This is a genomic window from Alloalcanivorax marinus, from assembly GCF_016785095.1.
GTDB lineage: Bacteria > Pseudomonadota > Gammaproteobacteria > Pseudomonadales > Alcanivoracaceae > Alloalcanivorax > Alloalcanivorax marinus_A.
In genome coordinates this window covers 34,771-59,622 of sequence record NZ_JAEKJB010000015.1, presented here as the reverse complement: position 1 = coordinate 59,622, position 24,852 = coordinate 34,771, and the positions used below count along the sequence as shown (strand labels likewise).

General features: G+C 63.7%; 21 protein-coding genes and 2 tRNA genes. 22 read left to right on the top strand and 1 reads right to left on the bottom strand.

Annotated features, from left to right (window positions below; genetic code table 11):
• Positions 1-156: 156 nt before the first annotated feature.
• From carA to greA, 3 genes are all read left to right on the top strand, one after another.
• On the top strand, positions 157-1,290 hold the full coding sequence (gene carA / locus JF515_RS17785) for a glutamine-hydrolyzing carbamoyl-phosphate synthase small subunit (RefSeq protein WP_203105794.1): 1,134 nt from the start codon (positions 157-159) through the stop codon (positions 1,288-1,290).
• A gap of 62 nt (positions 1,291-1,352) precedes the next feature.
• Positions 1,353-4,571, top strand: coding sequence for a carbamoyl-phosphate synthase large subunit (gene carB, locus JF515_RS17780; protein ID WP_203105793.1), 3,219 nt, complete (start codon positions 1,353-1,355; stop codon positions 4,569-4,571).
• 65 nt (positions 4,572-4,636) lie between these two features.
• A complete protein-coding gene (gene greA, locus JF515_RS17775) occupies positions 4,637-5,113 on the top strand; it encodes a transcription elongation factor GreA (protein WP_161385590.1) in 477 nt (158 codons plus the stop codon).
• A 145-nt stretch (positions 5,114-5,258) separates the two neighbouring features.
• Here the strand turns inward: greA and JF515_RS17770 are convergent, their stop codons facing one another.
• Positions 5,259-5,573, bottom strand: a complete 315-nt coding sequence (locus JF515_RS17770) for a YhbY family RNA-binding protein (protein WP_161385589.1) — start codon at positions 5,571-5,573, stop codon at positions 5,259-5,261.
• A 78-nt stretch (positions 5,574-5,651) separates the two neighbouring features.
• On the opposite strand from JF515_RS17770, the gene rlmE reads away from it, so the two are divergent.
• The 19 genes from rlmE to JF515_RS17675 all read left to right on the top strand — a co-directional run bounded on the left by rlmE (position 5,652) and on the right by JF515_RS17675 (position 24,811).
• On the top strand, positions 5,652-6,269 hold the full coding sequence (rlmE, locus tag JF515_RS17765; protein WP_161385588.1) for a 23S rRNA (uridine(2552)-2'-O)-methyltransferase RlmE: 618 nt from the start codon (positions 5,652-5,654) through the stop codon (positions 6,267-6,269).
• Between the two features lie 66 nt (positions 6,270-6,335).
• Positions 6,336-8,261 (top strand): ATP-dependent zinc metalloprotease FtsH, encoded by a 1,926-nt coding sequence (gene ftsH / locus JF515_RS17760; protein ID WP_202553116.1) that lies wholly within the window; start codon positions 6,336-6,338, stop codon positions 8,259-8,261.
• 13 nt (positions 8,262-8,274) lie between these two features.
• On the top strand, positions 8,275-9,120 hold the full coding sequence (folP, locus tag JF515_RS17755) for a dihydropteroate synthase (RefSeq protein WP_238401168.1): 846 nt from the start codon (positions 8,275-8,277) through the stop codon (positions 9,118-9,120).
• Positions 9,121-9,179: 59 nt separating this feature from the next.
• Positions 9,180-10,514, top strand: a complete 1,335-nt coding sequence (gene glmM / locus JF515_RS17750) for a phosphoglucosamine mutase (protein WP_161385586.1) — start codon at positions 9,180-9,182, stop codon at positions 10,512-10,514.
• 24 nt (positions 10,515-10,538) lie between these two features.
• The gene (gene tpiA, locus JF515_RS17745) at positions 10,539-11,288 is read left to right on the top strand and encodes a triose-phosphate isomerase (protein WP_203105792.1); all 750 of its coding nucleotides are present in this window, start codon (positions 10,539-10,541) and stop codon (positions 11,286-11,288) included.
• A 3-nt stretch (positions 11,289-11,291) separates the two neighbouring features.
• Complete coding sequence (gene secG, locus JF515_RS17740) at positions 11,292-11,762, top strand: preprotein translocase subunit SecG (protein ID WP_203105791.1); 471 nt, start codon at positions 11,292-11,294, stop codon at positions 11,760-11,762.
• A gap of 11 nt (positions 11,763-11,773) precedes the next feature.
• Positions 11,774-11,860: transfer RNA gene (locus JF515_RS17735), tRNA-Leu, on the top strand.
• A gap of 246 nt (positions 11,861-12,106) precedes the next feature.
• Positions 12,107-12,183: transfer RNA gene (locus JF515_RS17730), tRNA-Met, on the top strand.
• Between the two features lie 133 nt (positions 12,184-12,316).
• Complete coding sequence (rimP, locus tag JF515_RS17725) at positions 12,317-12,772, top strand: ribosome maturation factor RimP (protein WP_203105790.1); 456 nt, start codon at positions 12,317-12,319, stop codon at positions 12,770-12,772.
• 33 nt (positions 12,773-12,805) lie between these two features.
• On the top strand, positions 12,806-14,311 hold the full coding sequence (nusA, locus tag JF515_RS17720; protein WP_203105789.1) for a transcription termination factor NusA: 1,506 nt from the start codon (positions 12,806-12,808) through the stop codon (positions 14,309-14,311).
• A gap of 56 nt (positions 14,312-14,367) precedes the next feature.
• Complete coding sequence (infB, locus tag JF515_RS17715) at positions 14,368-17,064, top strand: translation initiation factor IF-2 (RefSeq protein ID WP_203105788.1); 2,697 nt, start codon at positions 14,368-14,370, stop codon at positions 17,062-17,064.
• Between the two features lie 12 nt (positions 17,065-17,076).
• Positions 17,077-17,490: a 30S ribosome-binding factor RbfA gene (rbfA, locus tag JF515_RS17710; RefSeq protein ID WP_203105787.1), complete on the top strand. Its 414-nt coding sequence runs from the start codon at positions 17,077-17,079 to the stop codon at positions 17,488-17,490.
• Positions 17,491-17,506: 16 nt separating this feature from the next.
• Entirely contained in the window at positions 17,507-18,424 is a 918-nt protein-coding gene (gene truB / locus JF515_RS17705) for a tRNA pseudouridine(55) synthase TruB (protein WP_203105786.1), read from the top strand.
• Between the two features lie 62 nt (positions 18,425-18,486).
• A complete protein-coding gene (rpsO, locus tag JF515_RS17700; protein ID WP_203105785.1) occupies positions 18,487-18,756 on the top strand; it encodes a 30S ribosomal protein S15 in 270 nt (89 codons plus the stop codon).
• 212 nt (positions 18,757-18,968) lie between these two features.
• On the top strand, positions 18,969-21,062 hold the full coding sequence (pnp, locus tag JF515_RS17695; protein WP_203105784.1) for a polyribonucleotide nucleotidyltransferase: 2,094 nt from the start codon (positions 18,969-18,971) through the stop codon (positions 21,060-21,062).
• Positions 21,063-21,153: 91 nt separating this feature from the next.
• Positions 21,154-21,690 carry a hypothetical protein gene (locus JF515_RS17690; protein WP_203105783.1) on the top strand — a complete coding sequence of 179 codons (537 nt, stop codon included), beginning with the start codon at positions 21,154-21,156 and terminating at the stop codon, positions 21,688-21,690.
• Positions 21,691-21,839: 149 nt separating this feature from the next.
• Positions 21,840-22,280, top strand: a complete 441-nt coding sequence (locus tag JF515_RS17685) for a MarR family winged helix-turn-helix transcriptional regulator (RefSeq protein ID WP_203105782.1) — start codon at positions 21,840-21,842, stop codon at positions 22,278-22,280.
• A 4-nt stretch (positions 22,281-22,284) separates the two neighbouring features.
• Positions 22,285-23,340 carry an HlyD family secretion protein gene (locus tag JF515_RS17680; RefSeq protein WP_338015248.1) on the top strand — a complete coding sequence of 352 codons (1,056 nt, stop codon included), beginning with the start codon at positions 22,285-22,287 and terminating at the stop codon, positions 23,338-23,340.
• On the top strand, positions 23,327-24,811 hold the full coding sequence (locus tag JF515_RS17675) for a DHA2 family efflux MFS transporter permease subunit (protein ID WP_203105781.1): 1,485 nt from the start codon (positions 23,327-23,329) through the stop codon (positions 24,809-24,811). The genes JF515_RS17680 and JF515_RS17675 overlap by 14 nt, the downstream gene beginning before the upstream one ends.
• Positions 24,812-24,852: the final 41 nt, after the last annotated feature.

The following is a 24,852-nucleotide window of genomic DNA, read 5'->3' as shown; positions in this document are numbered from 1 at the left end:
GCGGGTGGCCGAGTGAAAAATGGGCTTCTGGCCCAAGAGCGCGTTTCATGAAAGCGAGGTGGAGCAATCCATCTCGCTTTTTTGCGAACCCCGGACGGGGTGGCGCGCGGCCCCCGCCACCGATCTCCACAAGTCCCTATCCGCCAGGAGGTTGCGTTGACGGTACCCGCCATACTAGCTCTGGAAGACGGTAGCCTCTTTCGGGGCGTCGCCATTGGCGCCACGGGTGAAACCGTGGGTGAAGTGGTGTTCAACACCGCCATGACAGGCTATCAGGAAATTCTCACCGATCCGTCCTATGCCAAGCAGATCGTGACCCTGACCTACCCGCATATTGGCAATACCGGGGTGAACCCGGAGGACGAGGAGTCCGACCGCGTCTGGGCCGCCGGCCTGGTGATCCGCGATCTGACGCTGACCGTGAGCAGTTGGCGGGCCGAGCAGTCCCTGCCGGACTACCTCAAGGCGCGTGACATCGTCGCCATCGCCGACATCGATACCCGCCGCCTGACGCGCATCCTGCGCGACAAGGGTGCTCAGAACGGCTGCATCCTGGCCGGCGACGACATCGATGAAGAGAAGGCGCTGGCCGCCGCCCGGGGCTTCCCCGGCCTCAAGGGCATGGATCTGGCCCGGGAAGTCAGCGTGCGCGACACCTATACCTGGACCGAAGGCACCTGGGACCGGCCCACCGGGCACCGGCCCGGCGGCGACCCGCGCTTCCACGTGGTGGCCTACGATTATGGCTGCAAGCGCAATATTCTGCGCATGCTCGCCGATCGCGGCTGCAAGCTCACCGTGGTGCCGGCGCAAACCCCGGCCTCGGAAGTGCTGGCGATGAACCCGGACGGCGTGTTCCTGGCCAATGGCCCCGGTGACCCGGAGCCGTGTGATTACGCCATCGCCGCGATCCGCGAGATCCTCGCCACCGGCCTGCCGGTGTTCGGCATCTGCCTGGGCCACCAGTTACTGGGGCTGGCCAGCGGCGCGCGCACCATGAAGATGAAGAACGGCCACCATGGCGCCAACCACCCGGTCAAGAACCTGGAGGACGGCACCGTGATGATCACCAGTCAGAACCACGGGTTCGCGGTGGACGCCGATACCCTGCCGGACAACGTCAAGGTGACCCATGTGTCCCTGTTCGATGGCACCCTGCAGGGCATTCACCGTACCGACGTGCCGGCGTTCAGCTTCCAGGGGCACCCGGAAGCGAGCCCAGGCCCGCACGATTGCGCGCCGTTGTTCGATCATTTCATCGAGCTGATGGAGGCCCACGGGGCCCGCTGAGAGCGTCCGGCGCCGCGCGCGCCGGACCCCTGGAAAGAATCAACGCCTGACGGTTAGCACTTATGCCCAAGAGAACCGATCTAAAGAGCATCCTCATCATCGGCGCCGGCCCCATTGTCATCGGCCAGGCCTGCGAGTTCGATTACTCCGGCGCCCAGGCCTGCAAGGCCCTGCGCGAGGAAGGCTTCCGGGTGATCCTGGTGAACTCCAACCCGGCCACCATCATGACCGACCCGGCGATGGCGGATGCCACCTACATCGAACCCATCACCTGGGAAACGGTGGCCAGGATCATCGAGAAGGAGCGCCCGGACGCGCTGCTGCCCACCATGGGTGGCCAGACCGCGCTCAACTGCGCCCTGGATCTGGAGCGCCACGGCGTGCTCGCCAAATTCAACGTCGAGATGATCGGCGCCAACGCCGACACCATCGACAAGGCCGAGAACCGTGATCGCTTCGACAAGGCGATGCGGAACATCGGCCTGGAATGCCCGCGCGCCAAGGTGGCCCGTACCATGGAACAGGCCTGGGAAATCCAGGCCGAGCTGGGCTTCCCCACCATCATCCGGCCATCGTTCACCATGGGCGGCTCTGGTGGTGGCGTGGCTTATAACAAGGAAGAGTTCGAGGAAATCTGCGGTCGCGGGTTCGAGCTCTCTCCCACCCATGAGCTGCTGATCGACGAGTCGCTGCTGGGTTGGAAGGAATACGAAATGGAGGTCGTTCGCGACAAGAACGACAACTGCATCATCGTCTGCGCCATCGAGAACTTCGACCCCATGGGCGTGCACACTGGTGACTCCATCACCGTGGCCCCGGCGCAAACGCTCACCGACAAGGAATACCAGGTGATGCGTGATGCCTCCCTGGCGGTGCTGCGCGAAATCGGCGTGGAAACCGGCGGCTCCAACGTGCAGTTCGGCATGTGCCCGGACACCGGCCGCATGGTGGTGATCGAGATGAACCCGCGGGTGTCTCGCTCCTCGGCGCTGGCCTCCAAGGCCACCGGCTTCCCGATCGCCAAGGTGGCCGCCAAGCTGGCGGTGGGCTACACCCTGGACGAGCTGCAGAACGAGATCACCGGCGGTGCCACCCCGGCCTCCTTCGAGCCGTCCATCGATTACGTGGTCACCAAGATCCCGCGCTTCAACTTCGAGAAGTTCGCCGCCGCCGATCCGGTGCTGACCACACAGATGAAATCCGTCGGCGAGGTGATGGCCATCGGCCGTAACCTGCAGGAATCCCTGCACAAGGCACTGCGTGGCCTGGAAACCGATTCCGTGGGCTTCGACCCGAAGGTGGATCTGGACGCGCCGGATGCCCGGGAAGTGATCGCCCGCCAACTGTCCACGCCGGGCCCGGAGCGCATCTGGATCGTCGGTGACGCCTTCCGTGCCGGTATGACCGTGGACGAGGTGTTCCAGATTTCGCAGATCGACCGCTGGTTCCTGGTGCAGATCGAGGATCTCATCAAGGAAGAGGCCGCGGTGGCCGCCGGTGTTTTCAGCGATCTTACCAAGGCTCGCCTATACGGGCTTAAGCGCAAGGGCTTTTCCGATGCCCGCCTGGCGCAGTTGCTGGGCGTGAAAGAGCAGGATGTGCGCAGCCGTCGCCGCGAACTGGGCGTGCAGCCGGTGTTCAAGCGCGTTGATACCTGCGCCGCGGAGTTCCCCACCGCCACCGCCTACATGTACTCCAGCTACGACGAGGAGTGTGAGGCGAACGTCTCCGACCGCGACAAGATCATGGTGATCGGCGGCGGCCCCAACCGCATCGGGCAGGGCATCGAGTTCGATTACTGTTGCGTGCACGCCGCCTTCGCCATGAAGGATGACGGTTACGAGACCATCATGGTCAACTGCAACCCGGAGACCGTGTCCACGGACTACGACACTTCCGACCGGTTGTATTTCGAGCCGGTTACCCTGGAAGACGTGCTGGCCATCGTCGACAAGGAAAAACCCAAGGGCGTGATCGTCCAGTACGGCGGTCAGACGCCGCTCAAGCTGGCCCGCGAACTGCAGGCGTTCGGCGTGCCGATCATCGGCACCAGCCCGGACGCCATCGACGAGGCCGAGGACCGCGAACGCTTCCAGCAGATGGTCAACAAGCTCGGCCTCAAGCAGCCGCCGAACCGTACCGCTCGCTCCCTGGACGAGGGCCTGCGGCTGGCCGCCGAGATCGGCTACCCGCTGGTGGTGCGGCCTTCCTACGTGCTCGGTGGCCGGGCCATGGAGATCGTCTACAACGAGGCGGAGCTGCGCAGCTACATGAACAACGCGGTGAGCGTGTCCAACGACTCGCCGGTACTGCTGGACCGCTTCCTGGACGACGCCATCGAGGTGGACGTGGACGCCATTTGTGACGGCAAGCAGGTGGTGATCGGCGGCATCATGCAGCACATCGAACAGGCCGGCGTGCATTCCGGCGACTCGGCCTGTTCCCTGCCGCCGTACTCCCTGGACGCGGCTGTGCAGGACGTGATGCGCGAACAGGCCGCCGCCATGGCCCTGGAGCTGGGCGTGATCGGCTTGATGAACGTGCAGTTCGCGGTCAAGGGCGACGAAGTCTATGTGCTGGAAGTGAACCCGCGCGCCTCGCGCACGGTCCCCTATGTGTCCAAGTGCATCGGCGTGTCCCTGGCCAAGGTGGCGGCGCGCTGCATGGCCGGCACCTCGCTGGCCGAGCAGGGGTTCACCGAGGAGGTGGCGCCGCGTCACTACTTCGTCAAGGAGGCGGTGTTCCCGTTCGCCAAGTTCCCGAAGGTGGACCCGATCCTCGGCCCGGAAATGAAATCCACCGGTGAGGTGATGGGGGTCGGCGAAACCTTCGCCGAGGCGTTCGGCAAGGCGTCCCTGGGCGCCGGTGAGCGTCTTCCGGAGGGCGGCACCGCCTTTATTTCCGTGCGCGACGCCGACAAGGCCGCCGCCGTGGAAGTAGCGCGCTCGCTGATCAGCCATGGCTTCGAGTTGGTGGCCACGCGCGGTACCGCCGCTCACCTGGCCGAGGCCGGGCTGGCGGTGAAGGCGGTGAACAAGGTGCTGGAGGGGCGTCCGCACATCGTCGACATGATCAAGAACGACGGCGTGGACCTGATCGTGAACACCACCGAGGGCAAGCAGGCGATCCGCGACTCGTTCGCCATCCGCCGCTCCGCCCTGCAGCACAAGGTGTTCTACACCACCACCATCACCGCGGCCTACGCGGTTTGCCAGGCGATGGCCATCAGCGGTGAGCCGCGGGTGCGTCGTCTGCAGGACCTGCACGCCGATATGCACTGACCGTTGCCGTCCCGAGGGCCGTTTCCTTCGGGGCGGCCCCAAGGACGACAAAAGAGGTTAATCCTATGCAACGCTTTCCCATGACGGTGGCCGGCGCCGACGCGCTTCGCCGCGAGCTGGAGCGGCTCAAGAGGGAAGACCGGCCGCGCATCTCCGCGGCCATCGCCGAGGCCCGTGAACACGGTGATCTGAAGGAAAACGCCGAGTACCACGCCGCCCGCGAACAGCAGGGCTTCTGCGAAGGCCGTATCCAGGACATCGAGAGCAAGCTCTCCAATGCCCAAATCATCGACATCACCAGTATCCAGAATACTGGCAAGGTGATTTTCGGCGTTACCATCACCATCGTCGACGTGGACACCGACGAGGAGAAGGTCTACCAGATCGTCGGTGACGACGAGGCCGACATCAAGAACGGCAAGCTGAGCGTCAATTCACCCATCGCCCGGGGCCTGATCGGTCGCGAGGAAGGTGATGTGGTGCAGATCGAGACCCCGGGCGGGGTCAAGGAATACGAAGTGGACAAGGTGGAGCATCTCTGAGGCTGGACGCTGGACGCCGGACGCTGAGAACCCTTAACCGGATAGGTGCGACGTGTTTCCTGCCTGCATCGAGCTGAACCTTTCAGGCAAACACGCCAATGCCATCCGCACCGGGTTGTAGCGTCCGGCGTCCAGCGTCAGGCGTCTAGCTTTCATTGGCCCGCAGGATATTGGACAGCTTCGGGTTAGGCTTGGCGGCGGCGCGGTAGAGCAGGGCGATGTTGCCGATGCGCTGCACCAGTTCGGCGCCGCTTTGCTCGCAGAGCTCGTCGATCATGCGGGCGCGGTCATCGCGGGTGGGCGCGCTGATTTTTACCTTGATCAGCTCGTGATCTTCCAGGCGGCCCTGAAGTTCTTCCAGGAAGGTTTCGCTGAGGCCCTTGTCGCCGGACAGCAGCACCGGTTTCAGGTGGTGGCCGATACGGCGCAGGCGTTTCTTGTCCAACGGGCTCAGGGGCATGATCTTCTCCAAAAACGGGGGCGCCATTCTAGAGCCGTGCGCGCCTGAAACCAACCGATCTCGACGCAGTGGTGACCGATGGCCCGATCAAAAAGCAGCCAGCGCTGGCTCAGGGAGCACTTCGACGACCATTGGGTGGCGAAGGCCCAGGCCGAGGGGTATCGCTCCCGGGCCAGCTTCAAGTTGCTGGAAATCCACGAGAAGGACAAGCTGTTCCGCCCCGGCATGCGCGTGCTGGACCTGGGGGCGGCCCCGGGCGGCTGGTCCCAGGTAGCGGCCCGCCTGGTGGGTTCACGCGGTACCGTCGTGGCCAGCGATATTCTGCCCATGGACGCCATTCCGGACGTCTCCTTCGTGCAGGGGGATTTTCGGGAACAGGATGTGTATGCGCAAATAACCGCATTGCTGGGTGAGCAGAAAGTCGACCTTGTAATGTCGGACATGGCCCCCAATATGAGTGGTAATAAGGCCGTGGATTTGCCCCGCGCCATGTATCTCGCCGAACTGGCACTGGATATGGCGGTCAATGTGCTGCAACCGCGCGGGATGTTCCTGGTCAAGGTGTTCCAGGGCGAAGGGTTCGACGAGTATCGCCGCACCCTGCAAGGCGCCTTCAAGAAGGTGGTCAGCCGCAAGCCGGCGGCCAGCCGGCCGCGCTCTACCGAGGTGTACCAATTGGGGTCCATCCTGAAGTAGTGTAGAGTTGCAAGTCTGTCAGTACGCGCAATTGCGCCCAGTAAGTCGAGGTCTCCCTTGAACGACATGACCAAGAACATCGTGCTGTGGCTGGTGATCGCCGGGGTGCTTTACGTAGTCGCCTCCAGCATCAATCCGCAGCCGTCGCAGCAAATGCTGAACTACTCCTCGTTCATTCATAACGTGGAGAGTGGCAACGTGGATCAGGTGACCATCGGTGGCACCCGCATTTCCGGGCAGATGAAGGACGGTACCCGCTTCGAGACCGTCAAGCCGCAGGCCATGGACACCAACCTGATGCCCACCTTGATCCAGAACGACGTGCAGGTCACCGGTAAGGAGCCGGAGCGCCAGGGTTTCCTGACCCAGCTGTTCCTGTCGGTGCTGCCGATTCTGCTGATCCTGGCGATCTTCATCTTCTTCATGCGTCAGATGCAGGGTGGCGGCAAGGGCGGCTCCGGGCCCATGACGTTCGGCAAGTCCAAGGCCCGCCTGATGGGTGAGGACCAGATCAAGACCACTTTCGCCGACGTGGCGGGCGTGGAGGAATCCAAGGAAGAAGTGCAGGAACTGGTGGAGTTCCTGCGTGATCCGGCCAAATTCCAGCGCCTCGGCGGCAAGATTCCGCGCGGCGTGCTGATGGTGGGCTCGCCGGGTACCGGTAAAACCCTGCTCGCCAAGGCCATCGCCGGTGAGGCCAAGGTGCCGTTCTTCAGCATTTCCGGTTCCGATTTCGTGGAAATGTTCGTGGGCGTGGGCGCTTCCCGCGTGCGTGACATGTTCGATCAGGCCAAGAAGCACGCGCCGTGCATCATTTTCATCGACGAGATCGACGCCGTGGGCCGCTCCCGGGGCGCCGGCGTGGGCGGTGGTCACGATGAGCGTGAACAGACCCTCAACCAGCTTTTGGTGGAGATGGACGGTTTCGACGCCAACGACGGCATCATCGTGATCGCCGCCACTAACCGTCCGGACGTGCTCGACCCCGCGTTGCTGCGCCCCGGCCGGTTCGACCGTCAGGTCACCGTGCCGCTGCCGGACGTGCGCGGTCGCGAGCAGGTGCTCAAGGTGCACATGCGCCCGGTTCCGGTGGGCGAGGACGTGGACGCCAGCGTGCTGGCCCGTGGTACGCCCGGCTTTTCCGGCGCCGACCTGGCCAACCTGGTCAATGAGGCCGCCCTGTTCGCCGCTCGCGCCAACAAGCGCGTGGTGGGCATGGAGGAGTTCGAGAAGGCCAAGGACAAGATTTTGATGGGCTCCGAGCGTCGCTCCATGGTGATGAGCGAGAAAGAGAAGCTGAACACCGCCTATCACGAATCCGGCCACGCCATCGTCGGTCGGCTGGTGCCGGACCACGATCCGGTCTACAAGGTCAGTATCATTCCCCGTGGCCGCGCCCTGGGCGTGACCATGTACCTCCCCGAGGAGGACAAGTACTCCCAGTCCAAGCGCGCCATCGAGTCCTCGATCTGCTCGCTGTACGGCGGTCGCCTGGCCGAGGAAATGACGCTGGGCTTCGACGGGGTCACCACCGGTGCCTCCAACGATATTGAGCGCGCCACCAAGATGGCCCGTGCCATGGTCACCAAATGGGGCCTGAGCGAGAAGATGGGGCCGCTGGCCTACGAGGAAGACGAAGGCGAGGTGTTCCTCGGTAAGCAGATGTCGCAGCGCAAGCACGTCTCCGAGCAGACCGCCGAGGAGATCGACCGCGAAGTGCGTGCCATCATCGATAGCTGCTACCAGCGGGCCAAGCAGATCCTGGAGGACAACCGGGACAAGCTCGACCTGATGGCCGAGGCGCTGATGCAGTACGAGACCATCGATGCCGATCAGATCGACGACATCATGGCTGGCCACAAACCCCGTCCGCCCCGTGACTGGCGCGACCAGGGCCCGGGTGGCAGCGGCGCTTCCTCCAAGGGCGACGAAAGCACCGGTGACGCCAAGCCCGGCGACGACGCCATCGGCGGTCCGGCGAACACGCACTGACGACCGGGCTTCAATGACGACAACCAGCCTGACCTGTGGGGCGCGGACACTGAATCTGTCCGCGCCCCTCGTTATGGGGGTCCTCAATGTGACCCCGGATTCCTTTTCCGACGGCGGCCGCTATACCTCGCGGGACGCAGCCCTGCGCCAGGCGGAACGCCTGCTGGCGGACGGGGCGGCGATCATCGACGTGGGCGGTGAATCCACCCGCCCCGGGGCCGAGCCGGTCTCCGAGCAGGAAGAACTGGACCGCGTGATTCCGGTGGTGGAAGCGCTCACCCGGGAGCTGGATGCCCTGGTGTCCGTGGACACCAGTACTCCGGCGGTGATCCGCGATTGCGCCGCTGCCGGCGCCGGTCTGATCAACGACGTGCGCTCCCTGCGCCGTCCCGGCGCCCTCGAAGCTGCCGCCGCCACCGGTTTGCCGGTATGTGTCATGCACATGCGTGGTGAACCCGGCAATATGCAGGACGATCCCCGCTACCAGGATGTCACCGCCGAGGTGATCGCCTTTTTGCGCGAGCGGGTGGAGGCCTGCGTGGCCGCTGGTATTGCCCGTGACAAGCTGCTGGTGGACCCGGGGTTCGGATTCGCCAAGACCCTGGAGCATAATTTGCGCCTGTTGGCCGAGCTCGAGCAGCTTCGTGTCCTGGAGCTGCCCATCCTGGTGGGCCTGTCGCGCAAGGGCATGATCGGCAAGGTGCTGGACCGTCCCGTGGACGAGCGCATGCCGGGTTCGGTGGCGGCGGCGGTACTGTGCGTGGAACGGGGCGCGATGATCGTGCGCGCCCATGACGTCAAGGCCACTTTGGACGGCGTGCGTTTCGCCCACGCCGTGAACCAATATAAGAAACGCTGAACGCGGCCCGGCGGCGACGCGCGCCGGACGCGGGAAACCCCTGGCAGAGGAGGCAAGGGATGAGTCGCAAGTATTTTGGAACCGATGGCATTCGCGGCACGGTTGGGGAGCCGCCGATCACGCCGGATTTCGTGCTCAAGCTGGGCTGGGCCGCGGGCCGGGTGCTGGCCGCCCGGGGCAGCAGCAAGATTCTGATTGGCAAGGACACCCGCATCTCCGGCTATATGTTCGAGTCGGCCCTGGAAGCCGGTATTTCCGCCGCCGGCGTGGATGTTCGCCTGCTCGGCCCGATGCCCACTCCGGCCATCGCCTACCTCACGCGCACCCTGCATGCCCAGGCGGGCATCGTGATTTCCGCGTCGCACAATGCCTATACCGATAACGGCATCAAGTTCTTTGGTGACGATGGGCGCAAACTCAGCGATCAGATCGAAGCGGACATCGAGCGCATGCTCGACGAGCCGATATCGGTGGTGCCCACCGACAAGCTTGGTAAGGTGCGGCGGATCGATGATGCCCGTGGGCGTTACATCGAGTTTTGCAAAAGCACCGCGCCGGGGCTGAACCTGGGCGGGCTCAAGATCGTGGTGGATACCGCCAACGGCGCCGCTTACCACATTACGCCGGATGTGCTTGAGGAACTGGGCGCCGAGGTGGTGCCCATGGCCAACAAGCCGGACGGCTTCAATATCAACCGTGACTGCGGTTCCACCAACCCGGATGCACTGCGCCGCCAGGTGGTGGAAGAGGGCGCGGATCTGGGGCTGGCCCTGGACGGCGATGCCGATCGCCTGATCATGGTGGATGACCGGGGCCAGGTGGTGGATGGTGATCAATTGCTGTACATCATCGCCCGTGACCGCCACCGGCGCGGCCGCCTTGAGGGCGGGGTGGTCGGCACGCTGATGTCCAATCTGGGGCTTGAGCTGGCGCTGCGCGCCCGGGATATCCCGTTCGTTCGCGCCAAGGTGGGCGACCGCTATGTCATGGAACAACTGGACCAGCGTGGCTGGCTGCTGGGAGGCGAATCCTCCGGGCACCTGGTCTGTCTGGACCGTACCTCCACCGGGGATGGAACCGTGGCGGCCCTGCAGGTGCTCGATGCCTTGCGGCGCGAGGGGCGCGGTCTGCGCGAGGCGGTCACCGAGGCGCCGCTGTTGCCGCAGACGCTGATCAATGTACGTGGCGCTCACCGTGATCGCTATCAGGATGACGATGGGCTGCGCGCGGCGCTGGGCGAAGTGGAGGCGGAGCTGGGCGATAATGGTCGGGTGCTGTTGCGCCCCTCCGGTACCGAACCCCTGGTGCGGGTGATGGTGGAGGGCAAGGACGCCGACCAGGTGGAACGGCTGTGCCGGCGCCTGGCGGACGCGGTGGAAACGGCGATTGCCTGAGATCGGTTTTAAGAGGGTCGACCCATGACAAGAACACCGCTGGTGGCGGGCAACTGGAAGATGAATGGCCGGCTGGCGCTGGTCGAAGAGGTCGCCGCCGCTCTGCGCGGCGTCATGACCGAGGGCGTGGAAGCGGCGCTGTGCCCGCCTTTCCCGTACCTGGCGGCACTGCGCCGGGCACTGGACGGCAGCGGTATCATGCTTGGCGCCCAGGATCTCTGTGATCATGAGGACGGTGCTTTCACCGGTGAAGTCTCCGCGGAAATGCTCAAGGAGCTGGGCTGCGTGTACGTCATCGTCGGCCATTCCGAGCGCCGCGAGCTGTATGGCGAGGACGATGACCGGGTAGCCAGCAAGTTCCTGCGCGCGCAACAGGCCGGGCTCACTCCGATCCTGTGCGTGGGCGAGACTCTGCGCGAGCGGGAGGCGGAGCAGACCGAGCAGGTGGTGGTGCGGCAATTGATGGCGGTGGTGGAGGCCGCCGGCGTGGGCGCTCTGGCCGGGGCGGTGGTGGCCTATGAGCCGGTCTGGGCGATTGGTACCGGCCTTACCGCGACGCCTGAACAGGCCCAGGAAGTGCACGCCCGGCTGCGTGCCGCGGTGGCCGATCTGGACGCCGGGGTGGCCGCCGGCCTGAGGCTCCTTTACGGCGGCAGTGTAAAGGCGGATAATGCCGCCCCTCTATTTGCTCAGCCGGATATCGACGGTGGTCTGATCGGCGGGGCCTCATTGAAAGCAGAACAATTTATCGCCATTTGTCGGGCGGCAGGTTGATTTATGGATATTGTGCTTCACGTAGTGCACGTGCTTGCGGCATTGGGTCTTATTGGCCTGATTCTGATCCAGCACGGCAAGGGCGCCGACGCCGGCGCCTCCTTTGGTGGCGGCGGTTCGCAAACCGTGTTCGGCAGTGCCGGCTCCGCCAACTTCCTGACCCGCTCCACGGCGGTGCTCGCGGTGGTGTTCTTTATCACCAGCCTGGGCCTGGCCTGGATGGCCCGCCAGGAAGCCACGGGTGGCGGCAGTATTCTGCCGGCGCTGGAATCCGTGGACGAGCAGGACGTGCCGGCCATGGATCAGAGCGGTGCCGAGGTGCCGTCCACGGACGCTCCGGCCGCCAGTGACGTGCCCGGTGGCGACGTGCCGGCGATGGATTCGCCCGAATCCGAAAAAGAGTCTTTAGATGTGCCGGCGGCTGAGTTAGAATCCCCGGCCCCGGATGAGACCACGTCTCAGCCGGAGCAGTAAGCGAGTTCTTTGCCGAAGTGGTGGAATTGGTAGACACGCTATCTTGAGGGGGTAGTGACCTTACGGTCGTGCCGGTTCAAGTCCGGCCTTCGGCACCAAAATAAGGTTGGGTTCCTGGCGGAACCCGCTTGTGATTCTTGGCCGCACTGCCGGCCAACGCCGAGACGCGGCGGGCGGTATCCCCGCCGCTGCGTTGGCGCGGGAAGCGGGGCTTCCCGCCCAGCCTTCGGCAGCAAATGTGGAAGGGTTTTGCACTCGTTAAGGTTCGGAAAAATAAATACTTTTTTCTCGAATCGGATTGACAAGGCCCGCGCGAATCCTTAGTATTTGCGCTCGATTTCAAGTGCGGGGTGGAGCAGTCTGGTAGCTCGTCGGGCTCATAACCCGAAGGTCGTAGGTTCAAATCCTGCCCCCGCTACCACTTGTCGGAGCCGATCCCGGTTCCGTAGAACAAAAAGCCCCTCTAGAGGGGCTTTTTGCTATCCACAACCGGGGTCGCTAGTGGGAATGGGCGTTATGCCCATTTTTTGTTTGTGGCGCCGGAAAAGAGGCACATGTCAAAACGCACTGAACAACTCAAGGAGCTGCTGGCTCCGCTGGTCGAGGACCTGGGTTATACGCTCTGGGGCGTGCAATACCTCCAGGGGCGCAGTGCCGTGTTGCGTCTTTTTATCGACCACGACGAAGGCATCACCGTTGATGATTGCGTACGGGTGAGCCATGAGGTCAGCGGCCTGTTGGACGTGGAAGACCCGATTCCCGGTGAATACAACCTGGAAGTGTCTTCCCCGGGCATGGACCGTCCCCTCTTCGAACTTTCCCAATTCGACCGTTACCTGGGCGAGGACGTGCAGCTCAAGCTGCTGGCTCCGGTGGCGGGCAAGCGTAAAATGACGGCGACCCTGGTTGCCGTGGATGGCGATACGCTGGTGGTGACGCTTGACGGCGACACCCTGCGTGTTCCCTACAGTCAGGTGGACCGCGCCCGATTGCAGCCCCGCTTCGATTGAGCGCGCCCCGGAGACATAGGTAAAGGCCTGGCCATGAACAAAGAGATCCTGCTGGTAGCGGAAACCGTTTCCAACGAGAAAGGCGTCAGTCGCGATGTAATTTTCGAGGCCATCGAATCGGCCCTGGCGGCGGCGACCAAGAAACGGTTCAAGGAAGAAGACGTGGAAATCCGCGTGGAAATCGATCGCGTCAGCGGCGATTACCGCACCTTCCGCGTCTGGCACGTGGTACCCGACGAAGAGCTGTTCGAGTTCGGGCGCCAACTGACTTTGGATGAGGCCCACGAGCAGGATAAGAGCCTCCGGATCGGCGACACCTACGAAGAGGAAGTCGAATCCGAGGCGTTCGGCCGCATCGCCGCCCAGACCGCCAAGCAGGTGATCGTGCAGAAGGTGCGCGAAGCCGAGCGCCGGCAGATCATCGAGGAATATCGTGATCGCATCGGCGAACTGATCAGCGGCGTGGTCAAGAAGTCCAGCCGTGACGCCATCGTGCTCGACCTGGGCGGCAACGCCGAGGCGCTGATCACCCGCGAGCACATGATTACCCGCGAAAGCGTGCGCCAGAACGACCGGCTGCGCGCCTATCTGCTGGGCGTCAACGAGGAGAACCGGGGCCCGCAGTTGTTCGCCAGCCGCGCCTGCCCGGAAATGCTCATCGAGCTGTTCAAGATCGAAGTGCCGGAGATCGGCGAGGAGCTCATCGAGATCAAGGGCGCCGCCCGTGATCCGGGTTCCCGCGCCAAGATCGCGGTGAAGACCAACGACCAGCGCATCGATCCGGTGGGCGCCTGCGTCGGCATGCGCGGCGCGCGCGTGCAGGCGGTGTCCAACGAACTGGCCGGCGAGCGCATCGACATCGTCCTGTGGGACGACAATCCGGCGCAACTGGTAATCAACGCCATGCAGCCGGCGGAAGTGGCCTCCATCGTCGTCGATGAGGAAAGCCACACCATGGACATCGCGGTGGAAGACGAATCCGCCCTGGCCCAGGCCATCGGCCGCAGCGGCCAGAATATCCGTCTCGCTTCCGAGCTGACCGGCTGGGAACTGAACGTGATGACCATTGACGAGGCGGAGAACAAGCAGCAGCAAGAGGCCGAACAGGCCCTGGAAACCTTCATGGAGTTCCTCGACGTGGACGAGGACGTGGCCGCCGTGCTGGTGGAGGAAGGTTTCTCCTCCCTTGAGGAAGTGGCTTACGTGCCCACCGAGGAGATGCTGGCCATCGAGGGTTTTGACGAGGATATCGTCGAAGCGCTGCGCCAGCGCGCCAAGGATGCGCTGTTGACCCGGGCCCTGGTGTCCGAGGAAAAATTCGAACAGGCCGAACCCGCCGACGATCTGCTGAACATGGACGGCATGGACCGTGACCTGGCGGTGGAGATGGCCTCCAAAGGCATCGTCACCATGGAAGACCTTGCCGAACAAGCGGTGGATGACCTGCTCGACATCGAAGGGATGGACGAAGAGCGCGCGGCCCAGTTGATCATGACCGCTCGCGCCCCCTGGTTCGAAGGTGAGGAAGCCGGCGAGTAACCTCCGTCGGAGAAAGCAGGGCGTCACCAAGAAGCGGACAGGAGAGTGTTGCTGACATGGCAGAAACGACCGTAAAAAAACTGGCCGACGTGGTTGGCATTCCGGTGGATACACTGCTTACGCAGATGAAGGAAGCCGGGCTGCCGCACACCGACGCTGGTGATGGGGTCTCCGATGAACAAAAGCAGCAGCTGCTCGCGCATCTGCGCAAGTCCCATGGTGCCCAGTCGTCGGAGCCCAGCAAGATCACCCTGAAGCGTCGTTCCACGAGCACCATCAAGACCACCGGCGCGGCGGGCAAGGCCAAGACCGTGAATGTGGAAGTGCGCAAGAAGCGCACCTATGTGAAGCGCGCGGCGATCGAGGAAGAAGAGCGCCTGGAAGCCGAGCGCAAGGCCGCCGAGGAAGAAGCGGCGCGCCTGGCCGAGGAAGAAGCGAAGCGCAAGGCCGAGGAAGAAGAGGCCAGGCGCAAGGCGGAGGAAGAAGAAGCCCTGCGTCGCGAGCAGGAAGCCAAGGCCCGCGCCGAGGAAGAGCGCAAGGCCGAGGAAGAAAAGGCTTCCCAGGAAAAAGCCAAGCGTGCCAGCGTGCCCAAGACTGGCAAGAAGGCGCAGAAGGAAGAAACCGAGGAAGAACGCAAGCAGCGTGAGGCCGAGGAGCGCAAGCAGCGCGAAGCCGAGGAAGCACGCCGCAAGCAGGAAGCCGAGCAGCGCCAGAAAGCCGAGGAAGAGGCCGCCCGGCGCACCGCCGAGGAAGCCAAGCGTATCGCCGAGGAGCTGGAGAAGCGCGGCGGCGAACAGGAACAGGAAAAGAGCGACGAGGAAGAAGAGAAAGGCTCGTCCATTGTTCGCGACGCCGTGGAAGCCGGCTACCGTACCGAGGAGCGGCAATCCCGCCGTCGCCGCCGCAAGCCCCGCGGTGGTGGCGTGGCCCACGGCCAGATGCGCAGCTCCATGAACAAACAGCACGGGTTCAAGAGCCCCACGGAGAAAATGGTATACGACGTCGAGATTCCCGAGACCATCACCGTGGCCGAGCTGGCTCAGCGCATGAACATCAAGTCCAAGGAACTCATCAAGGCGATGATGAAGATGGGCGAGATGGCCACCGTGAACCAGTACATCGACCAGGAAACGGCGGTACTGCTCACCGAGGAAATGGGCCATACGCCGAAGCCGGTGAAAGGCGAGGAAGAAGCCCTGGAAGACGATCTGGCCAACCTGGCGGACTACAGCGGCGTGGATGAAGTGCCGCGCGCCCCGGTGGTGACCATCATGGGCCACGTGGACCACGGCAAGACCTCGCTGCTGGATTACATCCGCAAGGCCAAGGTGGCCGCCGGCGAGGCCGGGGGTATCACCCAGCACATCGGTGCCTACCATGTGCAGCTTGACAAGGGCATGATCACCTTCCTGGATACCCCGGGCCACGCCGCCTTCACGGCGATGCGCGCGCGCGGTGCCAAGGCCACCGACATCGCCATCATCGTGGTAGCCGCCGACGACGGTGTGATGCCGCAGACCGAGGAGGCGATCAACCACGCCAAGGCGGCCGGTATTCCCCTGATCATCGCGGTCAACAAGATCGACAAGGAAAGCGCCGATCCGGACCGGGTCAAGAACGAACTGGCCGGCAAGGATGTGATCCCCGAGGAATGGGGCGGTGAGTATCAGTTCGTTAACGTGTCCGCGCACAGCGGCCAGGGTGTCGACGATCTGCTCGAAGCGGTGCTGCTGCAGGCGGAACTGCTGGAGCTCAAGGCGCCGGATTCAGGCCCGGCCAGCGGCGTGGTGATCGAGTCCCGCGTCGAGAAAGGCCGTGGCACCGTGGCGTCCGTGCTGATCCAATCCGGTGAGCTTAATGTCGGCGACATGCTGCTGGCCGGCGCGCACTATGGTCGTGTCCGGGCGTTGGTCGACGAAAACGGTCAACCGGTCAAAAAAGCCGGCCCCTCCATTCCCGTGGAGGTGCTGGGTCTGGACGGCGCGCCGGAAGCCGGCGAGCAGATCCAGGTGGTGCCGGACGAGAAGAAAGCCCGCGAAGTGGCGGAATTCCGGCAGGATCGCGACCGCGACGTCAAGCTCAAGCGTCAGCAGGCCTCCAAGCTGGAGAACCTGTTCGAGAACATGGGCAGCGCCGAGGCCAGCCAGGTCAATATCGTGCTCAAGACCGACGTGCGCGGCTCCCTGGAAGCACTGATCGGCGCGCTCAACGACCTGTCCACCGACGAAGTGAAGGTGAGCCTGGTGTCCGCCGGCGTGGGCGCGATCAACGAATCCGACGTCAACCTGGCGATGACCAGCGAGGCGGTACTGCTCGGCTTCAACGTGCGTGCCGACAGCAAGGCCAAGAAGCTGTGCGAGCAGGAAGGCATCGACCTGCGCTACTACAGCGTGATCTACGAGCTGATCGACGACGTCAAACAGGCCATGAGCGGTCTGCTGGCGCCGGAGAAACGCGAGGAGATCCTCGGTGTCGCCGAGGTGCGGGATGTGTTCCGCTCCTCCAAGTTCGGCGCCGTGGCCGGCTGCATGGTGGTGGAGGGTACCCTCTACCGGAACCGTCCGATCCGCGTGCTGCGCGACGACGTGGTGGTCTTCGAGGGCGAGCTGGAATCCCTGCGCCGCTTCAAGGACGATGTCCAGGAAGTTCGCAGCGGTATCGAGTGTGGCATCGCCGTGAAGAGCTACAACGACGTCAAGGAAGGCGACAAGATCGAGGTGTTCGAAGTGAAGGAGGTGGCGCGCAGCCTGTAGGCGCGCCCAGCCATGAGCCGTCATCGTCGCCCCAGTGGTTTTCAGCGCACCGACCGTGTCGCCGACCAGATCCAGCGCGAGCTGTCCCGGGTGCTTCAGTTTGAACTGAAGGACCCGCGGGTCGGGCTGGTGACGGTGCAGGACGTGACCGTGGCCCGGGATCTGGCCTTCGCCGACGTGTATTTCACGCTGCTTGGCGAGGGCGAGGACGCCGGCCTGGAGGCGGAGCAGGTGCTGTCCGGCGCCGCCGGCTTCCTGCGCACGGCGCTGGCCCAGACGCTGAACACCCGCATCACGCCGCGCCTGCGGTTTCACTACGACAAGACCCCGGAGCGGGCGTCGGAGCTGTCCAAGCTGATCGACGAAGCTCGCGCCGAGGACCGGGAATTGCGCCCGGAAGACGACACCAACCCCGATAACGATTGATCACGGAGCAAGAACAGTGGGAAGACGGCGCCGTGGAGGTCGTAATCTCAATGGCATTCTGTTGCTCGACAAGAGCCAGGGCGTAACCAGCAATGGTGCCCTGCAGATGGCCAAGAAGATGTTCGCCGCCGCCAAGGCCGGCCATACCGGGAGCCTGGACCCTCTGGCCACCGGCATGTTGCCGATCTGTTTCGGCGAGGCGACCAAGTTCAGTCAGTTTCTGCTCGACGCGGACAAGCGTTACCAGGTCACCGCCCAATTGGGCGTGAGCACGGAAACCGGCGACGCCGACGGCGAGGTTCGCGAAACCCGGCCGGTGGAGGTCACCGAGGCCCGGGTGCTGGAAGCGCTGGATCGTTTCCTGGGCGAGATCGAGCAGGTGCCGAGCATGTACTCGGCGATCAAGCACAACGGCACGCCGCTCTACAAACTGGCCCGCGAGGGCATCACCGTGGAGCGCAAGCCGCGCCGGGTCACGATTCACGAGATCAGTGACGCGCGCCTGGAAGAGGGCGACCGGGTCAGTTTCGAGGTGGCCTGTTCCAAGGGCACCTATGTGCGCTCCCTGGTCGAGGACCTGGGCGAGATGCTCGGTTGCGGCGCCCATGTGGCGGCTCTGCGGCGGCTGTCCGCCGGCCCTTACCCGGCGGAGCGCATGCTGACCCTGGAGCAGCTTGGCGAAATCAAGGCCGCCGGTGGCTTCGAGGCGATTGATGAATTGCTCTTGCCTTTATCCACCAGCGTGGCAGACTGGCCGCGCGTTGCCTTGGGCGAGACCTCGGCGTATTACCTGCGTCAGGGGCAGCCGGTGATGACCAGTGACCGGCCGCTGGACGGCTGGGTCAGTATTTATGAAGCTTCCACGGACACCTTCATGGGTGTCGGTGAAGTACTGGAGGACGGGCGGATCGCCCCTCGTCGTCTGGTTTCCTGAAGGCGGCGGCTGTAAATATGCACGGCCGACCGTGACATGAACTGCATATTGGAGCAATGATCATGGCTTTGACCAACGAGCAAAAAGCACAAATCCTGAAGGACTTCGGCCTCAAAGAAGGCGATACCGGTTCCCCGGAAGTTCAGATCGCCCTGCTGACCGAGAACATCAACCAGCTGCAAGGTCACTTCAAGGATCACCACAAGGATCACCACAGCCGTCGCGGCCTGATCCGCATGGTAAACCAGCGCCGTAAGCTGCTGGACTACCTGGCCGGCAAGAACCGCGATCGCTACCTGAAGCTGATCGAGCGTCTGGGCCTGCGCCGCTAAGCGAGCCCCTGACCTTGGTGACATTGGAAGCTCGGCCCCGTGCCGGGCTTCCTTTGTTTCTGGGTGGTGGTTTTCTGGCCGCTAAAAGGCTTCGGTGCCGGCCAGCGCCGGGTTATGATGCCCCGGCATGTAACGGAAAGCATGAGCGATAGCGACGAGAGAGCAACGTCGCGCAGTCGAAGAAAAGAGACGACGAAACGAAGAGAAGCGATATGTTCAATATAGTGCGCAAGGAAATTCAATACGGCGACCACAACGTGGTGCTGGAAACGGGGCGCATCGCCCGCCAGGCCACCGCCGCCGTGATGGTGACCATTGGTGAAACCCAGGTACTGGTCACCGTGGTTGGCAAGAAAGAAGCGGATCCGAACAAGCCGTTCTTCCCCCTGACCGTGAACTACCAGGAAAAGACCTACTCCACCGGGCGCATTCCCGGGGGCTTCCTCAAGCGCGAAGGCCGGCCCAGCGAGAAAGAAACCCTCACCTGCCGCCTGATCGACCGGCCGATCCGCCCGCTGTTCCCGAAAGGCTTCATGAATGAAGTCCAGGTGGTGGCCACGGTGATGTCCTCCGACAAGAACCAGGACCCGGATATCGCCGCCATGATCGGCACCTCCGCCGCCCTGGCGATCTCCGGCATTCCGTTCAACGGCCCCATCGGCGCCGCTCGCGTGGGCTTCAAGGACGGTTTCTACCTGCTCAACCCGAGCTACTCCGAGCTGGAAGCCTCCAACCTGAATCTGGTGGTGGCCGGCACCGAAGCCGCCGTGCTGATGGTGGAGTCCGAAGCCGAGGAACTCAGCGAAGACCAGATGCTGGGCGCCGTGCTGTTCGGCCACCAGGAAATGCAGGCCCTGATCGAGGGTATCAAGGCGTTCGCCGCCGAGGTGGGCACCCCCGCCTGGGACTGGCAGCCGGCCCCGGAAAACACCGAGCTGAAGTCGGTGATTCAGAGCAAATACCAGGCCCCGCTGGCCGAGGCCTACACCATCACCGACAAGATGTCCCGTCAGCAGAAAGTCGGCGAGCTGCGTGATGCCTGCGTGGCCGAGTTCGCCACCGAGCAGGACGGCGCGCCGGAAGCCGGCGAAGTGAAGGACCTGTTCGGCAAGATCGAGAAGAGCGTGGTCCGCGAAGCGGTGGTGTCCGGCAAGCCGCGTATCGACGGCCGTGCCCTGAACGCCGTGCGTCCCATCGATTGCCAGGTGGGCGTGCTCAACAAGACCCACGGTTCCGCCCTGTTCACCCGTGGCGAGACCCAGGCCATCGTCACCGCCACCCTGGGCGGCATGCGCGATGCCCAGCTGATCGACGCGCTGGAAGGGGCCCGTCAGGACCACTTCATGCTGCAGTACAACTTCCCTCCGTACTGCGTCGGCGAGACCGGCATGATCGGCTCTCCCAAGCGTCGTGAGATCGGCCATGGCCGTCTCGCCCGCCGTGGCGTGGAAGCGGTGGTGCCCAACGAGCAGGACTTCCCGTACACCATTCGCGTGGTGTCCGAGATCACCGAATCCAACGGTTCTTCCTCCATGGCGTCCGTGTGTGGTACCTCCATGGCGCTGATGGACGCCGGCGTGCCGCTGAGCGCTCCGGTGGCCGGTATCGCCATGGGCCTGGTCAAGGAAGAAGACGGTCGCTACGCGGTGCTGTCCGACATCCTTGGCGACGAGGACCACCTCGGCGACATGGACTTCAAGGTGGCCGGCACCGAGCGCGGTGTTACCGCCCTGCAGATGGACATCAAGATCGAGGGTATCACCGAGGAAATCATGGAGAAGGCCCTGGGCCAGGCCCGCGAAGGCCGCCTCCATATCCTCGGCGAAATGAGCAAGGCGATCAGCGAATCGCGCAGCCAGGTGTCCGAGAACGCGCCCACCCTGATCACCCTGAAGATCAACCCGGAGAAAATCCGCGACGTGATCGGCAAGGGCGGCGCCACCATCCGCGCTCTCACCGAAGAGACCAAATGCACCATCGACATCGAGGACGATGGCAGCGTGAAGATCTACGGTGAAACCCGCGAAGCGGCCGCCGAGGCCCAGCGCCGGGTGGAGGAGATCACCGCCGAGGCCGAGATCGACAAGATCTACGAAGGCAAGGTGATGCGCGTGGTGGACTTCGGCGCCTTCGTGCAGATCATGCCGGGCACCGAGGGCCTGCTGCACATCTCCCAGATCGCCGAGGAGCGCGTGGAGAAGGTCACCGACTACGTCAACGAGGGCGACATCATCAAGGTGAAAGTCCTGGACGTGGACCAGCGTGGCCGCATCAAGCTGTCCATGAAGGAAGCCAAGGAAGCGTAAACGGATATTACAATCCTTTTACATTTGGCTAGAATGAAAAGCCCGCCTATCAGGCGGGCTTTTTTTTGACCAAATGGAAGGGAATACATCCATGAAAACCATAATGGGAACGGCGGCGTTGGCCGCCACGATTCATCTTTCGGGTTGCGCGTCCATTGTTTCTGATTCCAGCTACCCGGTGAGCATCCAAAGCTCGCCGGATCGGGCCGAATACGTGATCACCGATATTCACGATGGCAAACGGGTGGCGGCGGGGACCACGCCGGACACCGTGACCCTGCGGGCCAAGCACGGGTTCTTTTCCAGTGCCCGTTATCAGGTGTCCTTCGAGAAAGAGGGCTATCAGGGCACGATTTCTCCCCTGGACGCGAATTTGGATGGCTGGTACTTCGGCAACATTCTGATCGGCGGCTTGCTGGGTATTCTGATCGTTGATCCGGCCACTGGTGCCATGTGGAAGCTCGACGACAGTCTCCAGGTAGGACTGGATAGCGTACCGGTGGCGCAGCCGCTGCTGGCGCCTCTGGAGGCCGCACCGGGTGAGGAGGTCGTGCCCGCCGGGGACGAGGCGGCCGGCCAGGAAACCGACACCTTGTCCTTGAACCAGAGCGGCGCCACGACGCGCTGATTCCCGCCCGCCGCGCCCCCGCTGTGCGTGGGGGCGCCCATGATTCCTTCCTCCTTTCCCCCTTTGCAAAGAATATAAAGCAAGTTGCCTTAATGGTCTTCATGTAATAAGCTTGCTTATTATAAGTTTCCTTATGAATGGGGTCTCCCATGAACAAAGACACCACCGTGGGCCTGGGGCTGCACGATGTGGCGCGCATGCTGCGTCGGGAATTCGACCGGCGCGCTCGGGCCCAGGGCCTGACCCGCGCCCGCTGGCAGGTGCTTTGGAACCTGTCGCTCCGGGAGGGCATTCACCAGGCCGCCCTGGCCGAAATCATGGATGTGGCGCCGATTTCCCTGACCCGCCAGTTGGAGCGCCTGGAGGAAGAGGGCCTGGTGGAGCGCCGCGTGGATCAGACCGACCGCCGCCGGCTGCGCCTGTACCTCACCGATCAGGCGGCGCCGGCGTTGGAGAGCCTGCGCGAACTGGCCATGGGCGTCCGTCATCAAGCCCTGGCGGGCATCGAGGCCGACGACATCGACATCCTGGTGCGCGTGCTGGGCCGTATGCGCGCCAATCTTTGCCAGCGAACCGAAAAAGAGGAATAACGACGTGACCACCACGCAACGAAATCGCCGCTTCGCCATGGGCCTGGGCCTGATCGTCGCCCTGGTCGTGGTGCTCTGGCTGGTGTTTGGCGGCCGGCGCTATGTCGGCACCGAGAACGCCTATGTAAAGATCGATATGGTATCGCTGACCGCCGATGTGAGCGGCCCGCTGGTCAGCGTCACGGTGGACCGCAACCAGGCGGTGAAGAAAGGTCAGGTGCTCGCCGAGGTGGATCCGGAGCCCTACCGGATCGCCTTGGAGGAAGCCCGTGCCGACCAGCAGGCGGTGCGCAATCGGATTCTTTCCGAGCGCGCCGACTATGCGCGCCTGGAAGCCCAGCAAGACCAGGCGCGTCGGGATCTGGCTTACTACCAGCGCGAACTGGATCGTTTCCAGGGGCTGGATCGGGTGGCGGTGTCCAAATCCCAGTTGGACGGCGCTGAACAGAAACGTGATCAGGCCCGCTCCCAGCGGGATGTGATCGGCCAGGAGCTGGCCAGCCTCAAGGCCCGTCTGGGCGGCGGGCCGGATGTGGCGGTGGAAGAACACCCGGACTATCAGGCGGCCACCGCCAAGCTGGAGAAAGCCCGCTACGATCTGGCGCACACCCGCATCGTGGCGCCCTCGGATGGGGTCATCGGCGGCTCCACGCCCATGCTGGGCGAGCGGGTCAACGCCGGGGTGCCGGTGTTCACCCTGGCCAAGAACGGCTCCGCCTGGGTCGAGGCCAACCTCAAGGAAACCCAGCTCACCAACGTGCGTGAGGGCCAGGAGGTCGAGGTGGAGGTGGATACTTATCCCGGCGTGACCTGGAAGGCCAGGGTGCAGAGTCTGAGCCCGGCCACCGGTTCCGAATACGCGCTGATCCCGCCCCAGAACGCCAGCGGCAACTGGGTGAAAGTGGTGCAGCGGGTACCGGTGAAGCTCCAGCTTACCGACCTGGATGGCAAGCCACCGCTGCGTGCCGGCATGAGCGCGGAGATTTCCATCGATACCGGGGCGTCGTTGTTCGCCGATGACCCGGCGCAACCGGCCAGGACCGCCGATGCCACGCATTAACGACCAGCGCCTGGTCACGGCCAGCATCATGCTGGCCACGATCATGCAGGTGCTGGATACCACCATCGCCAACGTGGCCCTGCCGCACATGCAGGGCAGCCTGTCGGCGAGTACCGACCAGATTACCTGGGTGTTGACCTCCTACATCGTGTCGGCGGCGATCATGACGCCGGCGGTGGGTTTCTTCGCCGGGCGGTTGGGCCGGCGTCAGCTGTTCCTCTGGTCGGTGGCCGGGTTCACGGTGGCGTCGGGACTGTGCGGGCTATCCGCCAACCTGGACCAGATGGTCATGTTCCGCATCCTGCAGGGCATCTTCGGTGCCGCTCTGGTGCCGTTGTCGCAGTCCGTGCTGCTGGATGCCTACCCGGTGGAGAAACACGGCCAGGCCATGGCGATCTGGGGCATGGGCGTGATGGTGGGGCCGATTCTGGGGCCCACCCTGGGCGGCTGGCTCACCGAGTGGTACAGCTGGCGCTGGGTGTTCTACATCAATCTGCCGTTCGGGTTGTTGGCGTTCGCCGGTATCTGGCTCAGCGTGGCGGAAACGGAAACCCGTAAGATCCGCTTCGACTTGATGGGCTTCGCCTATCTGGGCCTGGCCATCGGCGCCTTCCAACTGATGCTCGACCGGGGCGAGCAGGAGAAATGGTTCGAGAGTTTCGAGATTCAGCTCGAGGCGCTGCTGGCCATGCTGGGCTTCTACCTGTTTCTGGTCCACTCGCTGACCCGCAAGGACCCGTTCATCAACCTGAGTCTGTTCAAGGACCGTAATTTCCTCACCGGCGTGGTGTTCATCTTCGTGGTCGGGATCATCCTGCTCGCCACCATGGCCCTGCTGCCGCCGTTCCTGCAGCAATGGAAGGACTATCCGGCGGTGACCACCGGCCTGGTGCTGGCGCCCCGGGGGCTGGGTTCCATGTTCTCGATGATGCTGGTGGGGCGGCTGATGCGAACCCGCCTGGACCCCCGCGTGCTGGTGGTGGTCGGCCTGGTGCTGATCACCGCGTCGCTGCATGAAATGGCGGGGTTCACCCTGGAAGTGAGCCGCGACATGCTGGTCTGGACCGGCGTGCTCCAGGGCCTGGGGCTGGGCTTGGTGTTCGTGCCCGCCAGCGCGCTCACGTACGCCACTCTCAAGCCTGAATTGCGCACCGAGGGCGCGTCGCTGTTTTCCCTGTCCCGCAACCTGGGTTCCAGCGTGGGCATCTCGATCATGACCGCCATGCTGTCGCGTAACATGTGGATTAACCAGCAGCAGTTGGGCGAGCATGTTCAGTTGGGTGCCTGGATCAGCCAGGGGCTGCCGATGAAGGACATGGTGGGTGGCGTGCCGGCGGCGCTTTATCAGACCCTGATGGCGCAGGCGGCGGAAATCAGCTACATGAATGATTTCCGGTTGCTTATGTGGATCAACATGGCGGCGATACCGCTGGTGTTGCTGCTCAAGCACAGCCGGCCGGCGACTGCGTAGCTTTTTGGGACGCGGTACGCCGCCCGGTCGCTTCTACGGCA

Bases quoted from the DNA above. Each gene is read 5' to 3' on its own strand.
- nusA (WP_203105789.1), top strand. From the start codon at position 12,806: ATGAACAAAGAGATCCTGCTGGTAGCGGAAACCGTTTCCAACGAGAAA.
- JF515_RS17690 (WP_203105783.1), top strand. From the start codon at position 21,154: ATGAAAACCATAATGGGAACGGCGGCGTTGGCCGCCACGATTCATCTT.
- greA (WP_161385590.1), top strand. From the start codon at position 4,637: ATGCAACGCTTTCCCATGACGGTGGCCGGCGCCGACGCGCTTCGCCGC.
- secG (WP_203105791.1), top strand. From the start codon at position 11,292: ATGGATATTGTGCTTCACGTAGTGCACGTGCTTGCGGCATTGGGTCTT.
- folP (WP_238401168.1), top strand. From the start codon at position 8,275: ATGACGACAACCAGCCTGACCTGTGGGGCGCGGACACTGAATCTGTCC.
- JF515_RS17770 (WP_161385589.1), bottom strand. From the start codon at position 5,573: ATGCCCCTGAGCCCGTTGGACAAGAAACGCCTGCGCCGTATCGGCCAC.
- carB (WP_203105793.1), top strand. From the start codon at position 1,353: ATGCCCAAGAGAACCGATCTAAAGAGCATCCTCATCATCGGCGCCGGC.
- rpsO (WP_203105785.1), top strand. From the start codon at position 18,487: ATGGCTTTGACCAACGAGCAAAAAGCACAAATCCTGAAGGACTTCGGC.
- pnp (WP_203105784.1), top strand. From the start codon at position 18,969: ATGTTCAATATAGTGCGCAAGGAAATTCAATACGGCGACCACAACGTG.
- JF515_RS17685 (WP_203105782.1), top strand. From the start codon at position 21,840: ATGAACAAAGACACCACCGTGGGCCTGGGGCTGCACGATGTGGCGCGC.
- ftsH (WP_202553116.1), top strand. From the start codon at position 6,336: ATGACCAAGAACATCGTGCTGTGGCTGGTGATCGCCGGGGTGCTTTAC.
- tpiA (WP_203105792.1), top strand. From the start codon at position 10,539: ATGACAAGAACACCGCTGGTGGCGGGCAACTGGAAGATGAATGGCCGG.
- JF515_RS17675 (WP_203105781.1), top strand. From the start codon at position 23,327: ATGCCACGCATTAACGACCAGCGCCTGGTCACGGCCAGCATCATGCTG.
- rlmE (WP_161385588.1), top strand. From the start codon at position 5,652: ATGGCCCGATCAAAAAGCAGCCAGCGCTGGCTCAGGGAGCACTTCGAC.
- infB (WP_203105788.1), top strand. From the start codon at position 14,368: ATGGCAGAAACGACCGTAAAAAAACTGGCCGACGTGGTTGGCATTCCG.
- glmM (WP_161385586.1), top strand. From the start codon at position 9,180: ATGAGTCGCAAGTATTTTGGAACCGATGGCATTCGCGGCACGGTTGGG.
- rbfA (WP_203105787.1), top strand. From the start codon at position 17,077: ATGAGCCGTCATCGTCGCCCCAGTGGTTTTCAGCGCACCGACCGTGTC.
- rimP (WP_203105790.1), top strand. From the start codon at position 12,317: ATGTCAAAACGCACTGAACAACTCAAGGAGCTGCTGGCTCCGCTGGTC.